This is a genomic window from Streptococcus sp. 'caviae' (genome assembly GCF_001937065.1).
In the GTDB taxonomy this organism is placed as follows: Bacteria; Bacillota; Bacilli; order Lactobacillales; family Streptococcaceae; genus Streptococcus.
In genome coordinates this window covers 94,051-107,465 of record NZ_MOWR01000006.1, presented here as the reverse complement: position 1 = coordinate 107,465, position 13,415 = coordinate 94,051, and the positions used below count along the sequence as shown (strand labels likewise).

General features: G+C 44.0%; 13 protein-coding genes. 1 reads left to right on the top strand and 12 read right to left on the bottom strand.

From position 1 onward, the window contains the following. Positions 1-9 precede the first annotated feature (9 nt). From BMI76_RS07280 to BMI76_RS07270, 3 genes are all read right to left on the bottom strand, one after another. Entirely contained in the window at positions 10-1,422 is a 1,413-nt protein-coding gene (locus tag BMI76_RS07280) for a flippase (protein ID WP_075346960.1), read from the bottom strand. A 97-nt stretch (positions 1,423-1,519) separates the two neighbouring features. Further along, a complete protein-coding gene (locus BMI76_RS07275) occupies positions 1,520-2,206 on the bottom strand; it encodes a sugar transferase (protein ID WP_075346921.1) in 687 nt (228 codons plus the stop codon). Between the two features lie 293 nt (positions 2,207-2,499). Next, positions 2,500-3,969 carry an LCP family protein gene (locus tag BMI76_RS07270; protein WP_075346920.1) on the bottom strand — a complete coding sequence of 490 codons (1,470 nt, stop codon included), beginning with the start codon at positions 3,967-3,969 and terminating at the stop codon, positions 2,500-2,502. A gap of 156 nt (positions 3,970-4,125) precedes the next feature. Between BMI76_RS07270 and BMI76_RS07265 the strand changes: the two genes are divergently transcribed. Continuing rightward, the gene (locus BMI76_RS07265) at positions 4,126-5,031 is read left to right on the top strand and encodes a LysR family transcriptional regulator (protein ID WP_075346919.1); all 906 of its coding nucleotides are present in this window, start codon (positions 4,126-4,128) and stop codon (positions 5,029-5,031) included. 341 nt (positions 5,032-5,372) lie between these two features. Here the strand turns inward: BMI76_RS07265 and BMI76_RS07260 are convergent, their stop codons facing one another. The 9 genes from BMI76_RS07260 to BMI76_RS07220 all read right to left on the bottom strand — a co-directional run bounded on the left by BMI76_RS07260 (position 5,373) and on the right by BMI76_RS07220 (position 13,377). Beyond that, a complete protein-coding gene (locus BMI76_RS07260; RefSeq protein ID WP_257615257.1) occupies positions 5,373-6,293 on the bottom strand; it encodes a LytR family transcriptional regulator in 921 nt (306 codons plus the stop codon). A 96-nt stretch (positions 6,294-6,389) separates the two neighbouring features. Further along, positions 6,390-6,854: a small multi-drug export protein gene (locus BMI76_RS07255; protein WP_075346918.1), complete on the bottom strand. Its 465-nt coding sequence runs from the start codon at positions 6,852-6,854 to the stop codon at positions 6,390-6,392. A 261-nt stretch (positions 6,855-7,115) separates the two neighbouring features. Further along, positions 7,116-7,820, bottom strand: a complete 705-nt coding sequence (gene deoD / locus BMI76_RS07250) for a purine-nucleoside phosphorylase (RefSeq protein WP_075346917.1) — start codon at positions 7,818-7,820, stop codon at positions 7,116-7,118. A 284-nt stretch (positions 7,821-8,104) separates the two neighbouring features. Beyond that, positions 8,105-9,358, bottom strand: a complete 1,254-nt coding sequence (locus tag BMI76_RS07245; protein WP_142355062.1) for a chloride channel protein — start codon at positions 9,356-9,358, stop codon at positions 8,105-8,107. After that, positions 9,351-10,055: a GMP synthase gene (locus BMI76_RS07240; RefSeq protein ID WP_075346915.1), complete on the bottom strand. Its 705-nt coding sequence runs from the start codon at positions 10,053-10,055 to the stop codon at positions 9,351-9,353. The genes BMI76_RS07245 and BMI76_RS07240 overlap by 8 nt, the downstream gene beginning before the upstream one ends. Before the next feature lie 84 nt (positions 10,056-10,139). After that, a complete protein-coding gene (locus BMI76_RS07235) occupies positions 10,140-10,319 on the bottom strand; it encodes a hypothetical protein (protein WP_075346914.1) in 180 nt (59 codons plus the stop codon). A 25-nt stretch (positions 10,320-10,344) separates the two neighbouring features. After that, the gene (locus tag BMI76_RS07230; RefSeq protein WP_075346913.1) at positions 10,345-11,154 is read right to left on the bottom strand and encodes a purine-nucleoside phosphorylase; all 810 of its coding nucleotides are present in this window, start codon (positions 11,152-11,154) and stop codon (positions 10,345-10,347) included. Between the two features lie 215 nt (positions 11,155-11,369). Further along, the gene (locus BMI76_RS07225) at positions 11,370-12,164 is read right to left on the bottom strand and encodes an alpha/beta fold hydrolase (protein ID WP_075346912.1); all 795 of its coding nucleotides are present in this window, start codon (positions 12,162-12,164) and stop codon (positions 11,370-11,372) included. Position 12,165: 1 nt separating this feature from the next. After that, entirely contained in the window at positions 12,166-13,377 is a 1,212-nt protein-coding gene (locus tag BMI76_RS07220) for a phosphopentomutase (protein ID WP_075346911.1), read from the bottom strand. Between the last annotated feature and the right edge of the window lie 38 nt (positions 13,378-13,415).

Here is a 13,415-nt window from a genome sequence, read left to right as displayed (position 1 = left end):
GTGATTCTCCTATTTAAACCGCAGCAATAATGATTGAAGGGTATCTATTGTAAACTTTTCTTTGGTGATAAGCAAAAACATACCGTAAACAGCAAAAAAGACAAGAGCTGTCACAGCAAGGGTTAAGAAGGTTCCCACAGACAAAAAGCCTTTTAAAACCAAAGTAGCACAGACCGCTGCCAAGGTACTTAATATGATTTTCCATAAGCCGATTCGTTTGAGCATGGGCACAATCAAATCACGTAAGAAATACAGCTGAACCAAAACAACTGTCAGCTCTGCAATGCTTCCGGCAAAGGCTGCCCCAGCAGCGCCGAATAAAGGAATGGTAATTATATTAATCAGAACATCGGCTGCCGCTCCGATGATGGTCGAGACGACCACCAGCATTTCTTTTTGCATGGGCACTAAAATCTGTATGCCCATTAAATTGGAAATGCCGATAAAAATAACCGTCGGCATAATCAGCTGCATGGGAAGAACAGCGGGCAGGAAATTGTCTCCCGATAAAAAGAGAATGCTTTCCTTAGCGTCAAGAATAAAGAACAGAGTCAGGGGCACAGCCAGAACGAAAACAAAACTGAGGGCTTTTTCAACCAGCGTTCTGAATTCAGCATGGCGCTCCTGCTCGTGGTAAAAGGACAAACGGGGCAGCAAAACTGTTCCCAGTGAAGTCACAATACTGACCAGAATCTGCTTAATCTTGACAGCGGCAGTATAGTAGCCCACCTGATGGTCTCCTTTAATAAAGCCGAGTAAGGTGGTATCTACATTGAGATAAATAGTCGTTGACACCGTCAAAAGGAAAAAGGTCAGACAGGGTTTGATATGCTGCTTTAAATCTAAGTTTTTAAGGGGTTTGAGGTCAATCAGTCTTCTTAAATTTAAGAAGTTCATCAAGTTGGAGCCTACTCCTGCAAATACTGTTATGGCACCGTAAATGACATAGTCTTCTTTGTTTTTGACCAGAAGCAAGAGTAAAATCAGCGACAGAAATTTGAAAAGAATGGACCGAACTGTAATGTAGGAATATTTTTCCAAGGCCTTATAGAGCCACTCCACTCCCAGAACATTGAAGATCAGGGTTGAAGACATGATCAGGTAAAGTGTTTTTTCCTGGGAAAGTTTTGGAACCATGAACACTGAAACAGCTAAGCCGATCAAGGCCAGCAGCATGACAGCGGAATTGAGCAGAAAAATTTCCTGAACTGTTTTTCTTAACTTGGACTGATCATTTCGAATCTTAGCGCAGGCTCTGATACCGTAAGTAGGAATCCCCATCATCCCGACCATGGTGAAGTAAGTAATGATTGAAGTCGCAAATGACACCGTTCCGACCCCCTGAGCCTGCAGCACTCTGGACGCATACGGAAAAGTTATCAGAGGAAAAATAAAATTTGAAATGGTCAGAATAAAGTTCATTACGAAATTAAATCTGACGGAATTATAACGGTTCACTGTATATCATACTCCAATTTACGGATAGTTTAGTTTATGTATATGAGCCTGAGGCTGCTGCTCAATGGGCTCCTTCGCCTGTAAAAACTTTCTTGATGGTCAAAAAGAAAATTTTTAGATCTAATTTGAAAGAAAAGTTTCTGACGTAATAGAGCTCCAGCTGGCAGCGCTCAGGGTACAAGACTTCGCTTCTTCCGGAAACCTGCCACCAGCCCGTTGCTCCCGGCTTAATAGACAGAAGCTCTGCCTGTTCACTCGGTGTGTATTCTTCTAATTCAGAAGCCAGAATAGGTCTGGGGCCGATAAAACTCATATCTCCCTTGATCAAGTTGATAAACTGCGGCAGTTCATCAATACTGGTTTTCCGGATAAAATGGCCGATTCGGGTCAGTCTTGGATCTTCATGAGGCAGCAATTTATAGCTGTTATCAAGGTACTGCTGATAGAGTTCGGGGTTTGTTTTTAAAACGTCCTCAGCATTGACAACCATAGAGCGGAATTTTATGATTTTAAAAGTCTTTCGCCCCTTGCCCATTCTTTCCTGAGTAAAAAAGATACCGCCCTTGTCTCTGCCAAACAGATAGAAAACAGCAATAATCACCGAAACCGGAAGCAGGAGAAAAACTGCGCCAAGCAGACCGATAATGATGTCTAACAGACGCTTGACGTATAAATAAAACCGATGAACCTCCTCAAGGTCATTTTCAGTCAAATAATCCCCTCCTATCTTTTCTTTTTCATGAATCATGGTTTGGCCGATTCTTTGAAACGGCTCAGACTGTAGACAAAGTTTTTTATGAGACTTTCCTTAGGTGATACGGACGGTAGCGACTTCCTTCGGAATTCCATACCTAAGATTTGAGCCTAAGGTCTCAAATCTTCCGAGTGCCAGAAACTTCGGGTTTCTAGCACTTTTATCACGGCGGAAAGTCTCAGTTAGGGCTTGATCCGCTCGCAGATAGATACCATTCAAATTGGCATTTTTAGAACTTCAAAACATATATGTATAGAAAAAATAGATTTATCTTCAAGTTGCAGTGTTTAGTTTCCATCCATGGTGTCATTGATTGCATCTTTAGCCTTTGTCAGGCTGGATTCATCAATAGACAGCATATAAAGGCTGGCATTTGGCATGGCATAAGACGTCAGTTCTCCAGTTGAGCCTGTGCCGGTAAGCGCCTGTGACTTAACAGTGTATTTTGAACCGGACTCCAGCTGTGAGTTGACTAACGACATCATGGTATTTAAGGACATATTGGTTTGGATAGATTTTCCAAGTCCCTTGATAATGCTGTTATAATTCGATACAGCTTTCATAGAAGACAGTTTGTCAACAATAGCTGCAATGACTTTTTCCTGATTTTTACCGCGGTCATTGTCACCGGCTTCCAGTGAATACCGTTCACGGACAAAAGCCAGAGCTTTTTCAGAATTTAGCTTCAGTTTTCCAACTGGGAAATCATAGTGACCGATGTGGCTGGTAAAGGCTTGATCGTTATAGACTTCAATACCGCCCAGCAAATCGACCAGCGTTATAAAGGAGGTAAAGTTAATCCGTGCGTAATAATCAATGTCAATATCGTAGAGATTTTCTAAGGTATGGATAGATGAGTCAATACCATAGATACCGGCGTGAGTCAGCTTGTCCTTTTGGTTATTGCCGCCATCAGCAATCGGAACATAGGAGTCGCGCGGCGTTGTTGTCAAAAGAATCTTGTTGGTCTTGCGGTTAACCGTCATGATGATATTAACATCTGAACGTGAAACCGATGAGATAGACCCGTAGCTGTCAATACCGCTGATATAGAGGTTAAAGACATCCCGATTGGCTTTCTTTTTGGCTGAAGATACCTTTTGTTTAATGGTATAGCTGTAAATCGTCTTCAGCTTATCCCTATAGTTTTCATCAGTTTGTGACAGCAGTTCATTGTAGGCGCTGTTCAGCACCATGGCCTTGCCGGAATCCTGCTGCAGGCTTTGATAGGCGCTCTGATAAGAATCAGTCGCTTCTGTTGTTAAATTAACACCTTCGTCAGTTTGAATTTTACTGATAAGAGAGGCAATATTGGTCCCGTCATTGCCAGTTGGCGCTAAAACGCTCTTCAAATCAGCAACCTTGGACACGGAGCTGTCTTTAGGCACCACAACACTCATTTTAACTTCTGAATAAGAGGCTGTTTGATTCATCCTGTCAGACATATCAATGGCTGACTTCAGGAAGTACAATGCGCCTGAGGCTGCTAAGCTTCCCAGCAAGAGAAGAATAAAGGTGAACTTGCTGGCACGTTTTTTTAGAATCAGCACCAGCGACAGCAAAACGATGGCAATCAGAACCACTGCTGCTATTACATTTAGACCTCTAAAGGCCAAGAAATCATAGGCAAAAACAAAAAAGAGAGTCACAGCAGACAGGACCGTAAAAAGAACTAAGAGAATACCATTGATAATACTTAGCTTTTTGTGATTTCCTGTATGATGACTCTGATGACTTCTATTTGAGCGACTAACCATGCTTTCCTTCTCCCAAACTTTAATGATTTGATAGGTAATATTAACCTGTTCATTATAACATTTCAAAGGCTCCTTTGCAATGATGAACTGTGGGCAAAAATCCGCCTATCAGCAAGCTGTATTTATTAACGGCCTGATTTGTGTTACAATAAGCATATGCGTATCCAACAATTACATTACATTATAAAAATCGTAGAAACCGGCAGCATGAACGAGGCTGCCAAACAGCTGTTTATCACCCAGCCGTCGCTGTCCAATGCTGTCCGCGACTTAGAGCGTGAAATGGGCATTGAAATCTTTATTCGCAATCCTAAAGGCATCACTCTGACCAAGGACGGTGTCGAATTTCTTTCTTACGCCCGTCAGGTGGTCGAGCAGACTGCTCTGCTTGAAGAGCGCTATAAGAGTCAGGGGCACACGCGCGAGCTCTTCAGCGTTTCTGCCCAGCACTACGCCTTTGTCGTCAATGCCTTTGTCAGTCTGCTCAAGGAAACTGACATGACCCGCTATGAGCTCTTTTTGCGCGAAACCAGAACCTACGAAATCATTGACGATGTCAAAAATTTTCGTTCTGAAATCGGCGTGCTCTTTTTAAACAGCTATAATCATGACGTCTTGACAAAGATGTTTGATGACAATCATTTGACCTACACCAATCTGTTCAAGGCACACCCTCATATCTTTGTCAGCAAATCCAATCCTCTGGCCGACCGAAAAATGGTTTCCATGAGTGACTTGGAAGACTTCCCTTATCTCAGCTACGATCAGGGAATCCATAATTCCTTTTATTTTTCGGAAGAAATCATGTCTCAGATTTCCCACAAAAAATCCATTGTCGTGTCCGACCGGGCAACACTCTTTAATCTTATGATCGGTCTGGATGGCTATACTATCGCCACCGGTATCTTAAACAGCAATCTAAATGGAGACAACATTGTTTCCATCCCTCTTGACGTTGACGATGAGATTGATATCATCTATCTCAAACACGAAAAAGCCAATCTCTCCAAAATGGGCGAAAAATTCATCGACTACCTGCTTGAAGAAGTTAAGTTTAATTAAGAAAAAGAGCCGTTAGGCTCTTTTCAACTTGAAGACAAAGTCTTTTATGAGACTTTCCTTAGGTGATGCGGACGGCAGCGACTTCCTTCGGAATTCCATGCCTAAGATTTGAGCCTAAGGTCTCAAATCTTCCGAGTGGCAGAAACAATGGGGTTTCTGCCACTTTTATCACGGTGGAAAGTCTCGGATTAAGGCTCGCTTCGCTCGCAAACCAAAGCCATTGAATTGATATTTGAAGAGCTTCAAAGCATGTTTGCATTGAAAAATGTATTTGTCTACACTCTGAAAGAGCCTAACGGCTCTTTTTATTTTAGCTGTGTTAGAACAGCTGCAGCGGGCTGTCAATAGAGATGTTTGATTAGAGCATTGACCTTGTCGAAATAAAAGACGTCACTGTCATAAATAACTCCTGAGAAGATAGCCAAGTCAATAATCTTCTCTAAAAACGTTTTGGAAGAAAAGCCGGTCGTTCGGTGAAGCTCCTCTTCATCAAAAGGTTTGATGAGGTGAGCCAGGGGGTTGCGGGCTGATTTTTCAAAGTCCCGCAACAGTAAAACGGAAGCTTTGATTTCTTCAGGCAGATCGGTCAGCTCAATAAAGTCAACCAAGCTTTTAGACGTCACCTTGCTGTCTCTGCCTTTAGCAACAAAACGCTGAACAAAGGGATTTGAAGAGCGGTGCATCTTGTCGAATTTCCAAACGTCATACTGGTCATTTTTGGCATCATAGATATAAGCATCAATATCTGGCACCTGACTGGTCAGCAAACGCATGAAGAGCCGGTATAAAATCGGACTGACACTCCTGACAAAGTCAATAATATTATCATTGCGCAGCTTTGCTTCCAGATCCATGATATAATTTGCCAGCAATTCTTCTTCGTAGGCATTATCCAGCAAGGAAATCTGATAGGTACTTTCCAGCTCTTTCAGACGCGCGTGATTTTCAAAAAGAAAATCGACATTGAGTTCCCGCCTCTCTTTCAGCAGCTCCAAAAGAAAAATAACATCATCGGAAAACTCCCGTCCGGCCTTTACAATCTGATAAGCGTGGTGATAGGCATAAACATTCAAAAGAATGTCTAGGGTTTCTGTTGCTTCTGACGAGATCTGACCCTCTCTTTCAGTTTCAACATAAGCTTCTGGAAAGTCATGAGCACTCCCTTTGCTGCTTGCTTTTGTCGCACGGCCACGCCTCAAGCGTGAAGAATCTTCCAGATACTCAGGCTTTACAGGGAAAGCAATTCTTTCATTAGCAGCCATCTGTTCCACTCCTTTTCTGACGCTGTTATAATCCTGCATAAAACATTTTTATCAGTATAAAAAGTCTGACCTTTCATCAGGTCAGGCTAGTATACATTAGATTAATCCCTTGATAAAGACTGAACCAAATCCCATGATAAATCCAGCTAGGATTCCCCCGGACACAACTGTAATAATGCTGTTTTTAAACTTAAGGTCTAAAATTGAGGCAGCAAGCGTTCCCGTCCAAACACCAGTTCCTGGGAGAGGAATCCCTACGAAAAAGAAGAGGGCAAAATAAAGCCCTTTAGAACCAGCACTCTCAACTAACTTCTGACCACCGCTATGCCCTTTTTTAAGGCACCAGTTAAAAAAGCTTCCAATGACTGGCTTATCAACTCCCAGCTCAAGGACTCGGCGAGCAAAGAAAAAAATGATAGGAACCGGAAGTATATTGCCAATTACCCCAATCATAATGGCCTGCCAAACTGGCAGGTTATAAGCTACACCAAAAGGAACGGCACCGCGCAATTCAACAATGGGAACCATTGAAATCAAAAATGTCAGAAGATATTTTTTCATATCTAAGTATTGAAGCCTTTCGTCTTATTTATAAATGAGAGGAACAGCCGATTGACCTGATAGTTTCTCAACGCCCTATTTCTATGCAATGCACCAGCTTACTGATTATGTCTAGGAAAGAGTGCGATGAGATAAAGCAAGATTTCAGCACCTCAGACAACCAAATATGACGTTAATGATACCATAAACTGAAACATAATCATAGTAATTGAGGTGATTGAACCAAAAATCAATGATTTTTTGGCTCAATTATCAGTCATTTTAAGCAATCAATGTTTCTAAGCCTACCTTCATCATATCGGTGAAGGTTGTTTCACGTTCTTGGGCAGTCGTGTCTTCGTCTGCCACCAGACTGTCTGAAATGGTCATGATACCCAGCGCCTGAACACCGTGCTTGGCTGCAAGATAATAGAGCGCTGCTGCTTCCATCTCAACAGCCTTCACACCCATTTGCCCCAATTTGATATTATTCTCCGCAAAATCAGAGTAAAAGGCATCGATTGACAGAACACTGCCGACATGGGTTGTCAACTTCATGTCCCTAGCAATATGATAGGCTTTGTCCAGAAGTCCGAAATCTGCAATCTGCGGAAAATCATACTGGGGCCATTCATTTTTTATCATGCTGGATGTGGTCCCGGCTGCCTGAGCCAAAACCAATTCACGGACATGAACATCTTTGTTGAGCGAGCCGGCAGTTCCGACACGAATCAGTTTTTTTACGCCATAAGATGTAATCAGCTCGTTGGCATAGATAGAGATGGATGGCATGCCCATTCCTGTCCCCATGACTGAGACACGCTCTCCCTTGTAAGTGCCGGTATAGCCCAGCATACCGCGGACATTGTTAAAACACTGGGCATCCTCTAAAAAGTTTTCAGCAATAAATTTAGCACGCAGGGGATCGCCTGGCAGTAAGATTTTATCAGCAATTTGCCCTTCCTGGGCACCAATGTGGATTGACATAATCAAAATATAAAGGGTCTTAAAAGGACACAGACACGATAGGAAATCGCTCGAAAATTTTAATTTTCGCCGGTGATTTATCTGTCTGTTCCAGTCCTTGGCTTGTATTTAGTCTAAATAAATACAAGCCAGCTGCCCTTTCCTTTCTTTTGTATTTGTAGTGGAGGCAAGAGACCTGCGCTTTCCGCTCAGGTCGCAATCAAATGAACCTGTTCTCTTTTTTTAATAGGTATTAGGTGACAAAAAGTCCTTAGCCCGTATTCACTTGCGATCAACACCGACTGTCACTTTTGCTTTTTTGGGTGATTAAATAAATAAGTATTGACGACATAGGCAGCTGCAACTGCCAATAAAAACGGTAAGTAGGACGGATAAGACTGTCCTGTAAAAGAGATAACTAATCCAACAGCAGTTAGGGGAGCTTTCATGGTGGTTGCTAAAAATACAGCTGCGCCCAATAGCAGAGCTGCTGTCATTGATAGGACCGGAAAGATGAGATGCAGTCCTGAAACCAAGATGAAAGCACAGACAGCACCCATTGAAAAGGATGGTGTCAGGGTACCGCCGTAGGCTCCTGTTCTTAAGACCAGTAAGACCAGGAAGGCTTTGATAGGCAAAATGATTAGAGCCTGAATCAGCGGCATGCCAGCAAAAAGCTTTTCTGCCAAAGCTCCGCCATTTCCCAAAAGCTCAGGAAAGATAAGAGCAATCGCTGCCAAGAGGAGAAAGCTCAAAGGCAGCTGCCAGAGGATAGCACTGTCTTTGGTTTTATGAGACTGTGCCCAGCTGGTCAGCTGACGAAAACCTTTGGCCAGAGGCCCGACCACCGCTCCAACTGCAATAGCCAGTAAAAGCGTAGAGCAGTTGGTGGTCAGCTGTCCTGTCCTATAAAGGGGAAGATCAGGAATGACTACTTGGGCAACTGCTGCCGCTAAAACCGTTGAAAGAAGAGCGAGCAGGCCATTGCGAAAGGAAAAGCCAACAGCCAAGGTCTCAAAGACGAAGAAAACACTGGCAAAGGGAACCTGGTAAACTGCCGCCAGTCCTGCTGCCGCTCCGCAGGCAATCAAGAGTTTACGGTCGGACAAAGGCAGATGGAAATAATCTGAAATCCGTCCCGCCGTCAAAGCACCCAGTTCACGAGGCGCGCCTTCCTTGCCGATGGGAGAACCTGCCGCAACAGAAGCGATCTGCAAGAAAATATTGCAGAGGTGTATCCACAGGATTGGGCGATAACTGGCTTTTTTATCCAGTGAAACCTGAGATCTGACCGAAATAATCTGCCGATTTTTCCTTTGTATCAAGTACCAAATCAAGGCCGAAAGGATTCCCGCAGCAAAAACAGCTAAGAATCGCCGTTCAGTGGAAACATGTCCAAAGAGCAGCAACTGCGAGGAAGCTTCCCCTCGTCCAAAAGCTAGTTTTTCCACCAGCTCTTGCAGCTCATGCAACAATATACCGCCTAGCCCTGTCAGCAAACTGGTCAGAACAAAGGCAGCCAGCAGTCTACCAATATAAGTTTTATCTGACTTAAGCATTGAAACTATCCAGAAATGAGAAAAGTTTCTCATTCATTTCCCTATAGTCAAATCCTTGAATGAGCTTTGCTTGCTGAACATATTTATGATGCTGAACCGTCCGGTCAAAATCAGCTGCCTGCGCTAACAGATTAGCAACCAGGTCTTGAGTGAATTCCAAGTGACATTGGAAACCATAGTGCTTGTCGCTATATTTGACAATCTGTCTTGGACAGCCTTGGCTGACAGCCAAGACTTGCGCTGTCTCATTTAGTCCAAGCATGTCCCCGTGCCAATGGCCTACTGTCAGACCCTTTCCAAAGGCTTTCAAGCGCACATCAGCCAATCCCGCATCAGTCAGGCTAATCGGAAAGTTTCCAATTTCTTTTTCAGGACTGTGTTCTACTGTTGCTCCATAGGCTTCGCCCAATAGCTGCGCTCCCAGACAGACACCGATGATAATCTTATCAGCTGCCATGGCCGACTGGAGCAAAGCAATTTCGGCAGCGGCATCAAAATAGGGACATTCTGCCTTGGTCGTATGCGGACTCTGCGGTCCTCCCATAACAATCAGCATATCAAAGTCAGCTGCCGACTCAGGAAGAGGCTCATACCGATAAACCTTGGTCAAGGACACCTCATGTCCTCGCAGGGCCGCCCAAGCGAGATAGGCTCCCGGCGCTTCATAGGCTTCATGAATAACAAAATGCACTCTCATTGATAACACACTTCCTTCGTCTGATTTTTATAGAGCTTTCGAAATAAAATTGACTTTAACACCATTTTTCTGCAGTCAAAACGATTATTTCTCATCACTATCATCATCTGATTTTCCAACAGCTAATGCAGTTTGCGATACTCCGAGAAAGATAAAGAGAATCCCCATTATTCTGGATGGGCTTTGAACTAAAGAGATAAGTCCAGCTATATAAAATAGGATTGCACTGACCAAGTGCCATTTTTTAGCGTTCTTGTTATTCATACAAACACCTTCTTTCAGAATGCTTTTACATTTCTGCCAAGATGGCTTTAACCAATCTCTTGAAGTCTTCTTTGATGCGCTGCGTCACTTCTACGACTTCCTCGTGTTTGAGCTCATCTTGAAAACCAGCTGCATGATTGGTGATAGCCGAAATCCCCAGAACCTTGAGACCTGAATGCGCTGCGACGATGACTTCAGGAACAGTCGACATCCCCACAGCATCAGCTCCCAGTGTTTTAAAGGCACGGATTTCAGCCGGTGTTTCGTAAGAAGGGCCTGATACGCCGATATAAACTCCTTCGTCCAGCTGAATTCCCAGCTTTTGTGCAGCCATTTGAGCCTTTTCTCGGTAATCTCTGCTGTAGGCATTGCTCATATCCGGAAAACGCGGACCGAACTCCTCAAGATTTTCCCCAATCAATGGGTTTTGCCCTGTCAGGTTGATATGATCCGAAATAGTCATGAGAGTTCCCGGACCAAAACCGATACCGCCAGCTGCATTGGTGACAAGAACACCCTGACAGCCCAGAGCCTTCATGATTCGCACAGGGAAGGTCACCACTTCCAGTGGATTGCCTTCGTAAAAATGAAAACGTCCCTGCAAAGCCAAGACCTTGCGGCCAGCTAAATCACCATAGACAAGCTTGCCGGCATGACCCGCAACTGTTGAGCGTCCCCAATTAGGAATATCAGCATAGTCAAGGACGACAGCATTGGTGATTTCCTCTGCCAGCTCGCCCAGACCAGAACCTAAGATCAAGCCAAACTCAGGCGTTGTCACGCCTTTGGCTTGTAAAAATTCACGGGTTTCATTGATTTTTTCTACTAGTGTCATAAATTAAGATACAAAGGGTCTTTGGCTTGCGAAAAATTCCCTGAAAAATAGGAAATTTCCCCAAGAAACCTGTTCCCAGGTGAGATTTGCACTTACAAATAAGCGTATTCCTCATTCAGCCAAAGCTGAAACGATTCTTTTTCCCTAGGAATTTAGCCCCGTGTTCAGTCGGCCTTGCCAACCGAACAATCCTTTCTGCAAATTTTAGTTTTTGATTAAGATTGTAAGAATGTTAAAATCCTTTGATTAAAATCTTTGGCTTCAACATAGGCGGAATGCCCTAAATTCGGATAAATGTGACAGGCACAGTTGAGAGCTTGAGCTAAGTCAGCTGATGACTGGGCACCTACCACCTTATCCTTACCGCCTCCGATGACAAAGACAGGGCAGGCAATTTCTTTGAGCTTGTCGCCGGCATCAAAATGCAAAATAGAATCCGCCAAGATAACAAATCTATCCAACTCTTTCGGTTTCATCAATTTTGACAAGAGAAAAATCAACCAGCGATACCTTCTAAGCCAAGACTCTGAAAAAACCTTGTTCACAGCATCAAGAATCAGCTGTTCCTTATCCTTGGTTTTTGCCAGTTTAATCCAATTGCCTATGGTAGATAGAGCTGTATCATTAACTTTCGATAAGGTTATACCAAGAACCAGTTTATGGACTAATTCCGGATAACGTATGGCCAATAGCTGAGCAATCATTCCACCTTGCGAAAGTCCAATGATATCTGCCTTTTCAAGGTTCAAATACTTCATGGCCTGAGCCAATTCATCCGCCATATCAGCAATGCTGTAGCCCGTCTCTGCCTGATCCCTACGGTCAAACATATAAACCTTATACGCTTTAGCAAAGATACGATAGATATAAGACATGGAAAAAGCTTTGCCTTTGAGCCGCTGTGTACTCAAACCAAGTATCAATACCAAGGGTTTATTTCCGTTTCCAAAAGTAAGATAGTCTATTTTGCTGCCATTAAAAGTTAAGCGTTTATTTCTGGCTTTATACATTCTACACCAATTTATCCAAGAAGCTTTGGCCAATCATGGCTGTGCCCACACCGAAGTTTTCTGCGATGGTTGCTGAAATATCGGCATAGTGGCCGACTGGGATAGTACCGCTGCCCTTAAAGGCCGGACTGTAAGCCAAAAGCGGCACATATTCACGAGTGTGGTCGGTTCCGGCATAGGTTGGATCGTTACCGTGGTCCGCTGTGATAAGAAGCAGGTCATCTTCTTTCATGGCTGCAATGATTTCCGGCAGACGCTCATCAAATTCATGCAGACAATCGCGATAGCCATGCGCATTGCGGCGGTGGCCGTAAAGAGCGTCAAAGTCTACCAAGTTAGTAAAGGAGAAACCTTTGGTGAACTCGGGCAGTTTCATAGTTTTCAGCAGGGTATCTACTCCATGGCTGTTGGATTTATTGTGACCCATGTCATGGTTAATTCCTGAACCGTTGAAAATATCATTGATTTTACCAACTGAGTAAACGTCAACACCTGCTTCGTCCAATTTATTCAAAACAGTTGGCGCAAAGGGTGATACTGCTAAATCGCGGCGGTTGGCTGTCCGCGTAAAGTTGCCGGGTTCCCCGACATAAGGACGGGCGATAATACGGCCGAGAAGTGCCGGACGCTCCAAGGTAATGGAGCGGGCGTATTCACAGATTTTGTAGAGCTCATCCAGCGGAATCACTTCTTCGTGGGCTGCGATTTGCAGCACCGGGTCAGCAGAGGTGTAGACAATCAGCTCACCAGTCTCCATCTGACGCGGGCCAAAATCAGCAATGACCTGCGTACCGGAATATGGTTTGTTGGCCTCACGGATGACCTTGCGACCGGAAAACTCCTCAATCTTAGTGATGATTTCTTCCGGAAAGCCATTCCAGAAGGTATCGAAAGGCTCGGTGATATTGAGCCCCATGATTTCCCAGTGGCCGGTCATGGTATCTTTACCAAGAGATACTTCTTCTAGTTTTGTGGCATAGCCAGTCGGCTGACTTTCGGCGGGAACGGTTTTTAGAGCCTGCGGACGCGGGATATTTCCAAGACCGATTTTAGCCATATTTGGCACATTGAGGCCAACTGTTTTTGAAATATGTCCCAGCGTATCAGAGGCGCCGTCCGGCACACCGGCATTGGAGAAATTATTAGCATCTGGTGCTGCTCCAATACCAACAGAATCCAAAACTACTAAGTGAATACGATTAAAGTTAGACATTATCTTTCTTTCTAAGGGTGGTTACGGTTGGCACCCAT

Coding starts and splice junctions, on each gene's coding strand:
- BMI76_RS07280 (WP_075346960.1), bottom strand. CDS start 1,422: ATGAACTTTATTCTGACCATTTCAAATTTTATTTTTCCTCTGATAACT.
- BMI76_RS07275 (WP_075346921.1), bottom strand. CDS start 2,206: ATGATTCATGAAAAAGAAAAGATAGGAGGGGATTATTTGACTGAAAAT.
- BMI76_RS07270 (WP_075346920.1), bottom strand. CDS start 3,969: ATGGTTAGTCGCTCAAATAGAAGTCATCAGAGTCATCATACAGGAAAT.
- BMI76_RS07265 (WP_075346919.1), top strand. CDS start 4,126: ATGCGTATCCAACAATTACATTACATTATAAAAATCGTAGAAACCGGC.
- BMI76_RS07260 (WP_257615257.1), bottom strand. CDS start 6,293: ATGGCTGCTAATGAAAGAATTGCTTTCCCTGTAAAGCCTGAGTATCTG.
- BMI76_RS07255 (WP_075346918.1), bottom strand. CDS start 6,854: ATGAAAAAATATCTTCTGACATTTTTGATTTCAATGGTTCCCATTGTT.
- deoD (WP_075346917.1), bottom strand. CDS start 7,820: ATGTCAATCCACATTGGTGCCCAGGAAGGGCAAATTGCTGATAAAATC.
- BMI76_RS07245 (WP_142355062.1), bottom strand. CDS start 9,358: ATGCTTAAGTCAGATAAAACTTATATTGGTAGACTGCTGGCTGCCTTT.
- BMI76_RS07240 (WP_075346915.1), bottom strand. CDS start 10,055: ATGAGAGTGCATTTTGTTATTCATGAAGCCTATGAAGCGCCGGGAGCC.
- BMI76_RS07235 (WP_075346914.1), bottom strand. CDS start 10,319: ATGAATAACAAGAACGCTAAAAAATGGCACTTGGTCAGTGCAATCCTA.
- BMI76_RS07230 (WP_075346913.1), bottom strand. CDS start 11,154: ATGACACTAGTAGAAAAAATCAATGAAACCCGTGAATTTTTACAAGCC.
- BMI76_RS07225 (WP_075346912.1), bottom strand. CDS start 12,164: ATGTATAAAGCCAGAAATAAACGCTTAACTTTTAATGGCAGCAAAATA.
- BMI76_RS07220 (WP_075346911.1), bottom strand. CDS start 13,377: ATGTCTAACTTTAATCGTATTCACTTAGTAGTTTTGGATTCTGTTGGT.